Origin of the sequence: Burkholderia sp. Se-20378, assembly GCF_017104665.1 — a bacterium.
GTDB classification, from domain to species: Bacteria; Pseudomonadota; Gammaproteobacteria; order Burkholderiales; family Burkholderiaceae; genus Burkholderia; species Burkholderia lata.
Genome location: NZ_JAAGPG010001270.1, coordinates 1 through 202 on the forward strand (window position 1 = coordinate 1; position 202 = coordinate 202).

Sequence of the window (202 nt, forward strand, 5' to 3'; positions counted from 1 at the left end):
AGCGCGGGATCGCGCTGCTGCGGCGCACCGGGATTCCGGAGCCGGAGCGTCGCATCGACAGTTTTCCGCACCAGCTGTCGGGCGGGCAGCGGCAACGCGCGATGATCGCGATGGCGCTGGCGTGCCGACCGCGCTTGCTGCTGGCCGACGAGCCGACCACCGCGCTCGACGTGACCGTGCGTCAGCAGATCGTCGACCTGCT

Annotated in this window: 1 protein-coding gene; it reads left to right on the forward strand. The window is 71.3% G+C overall.

Going from position 1 to position 202, the window contains the following annotated elements; all coding sequences use genetic code 11:
* Positions 1 to 202, forward strand: a 202-nt coding sequence (locus G3N93_RS41365) for an ATP-binding cassette domain-containing protein (RefSeq protein WP_206135678.1), incomplete at both ends; no start/stop codon positions are given.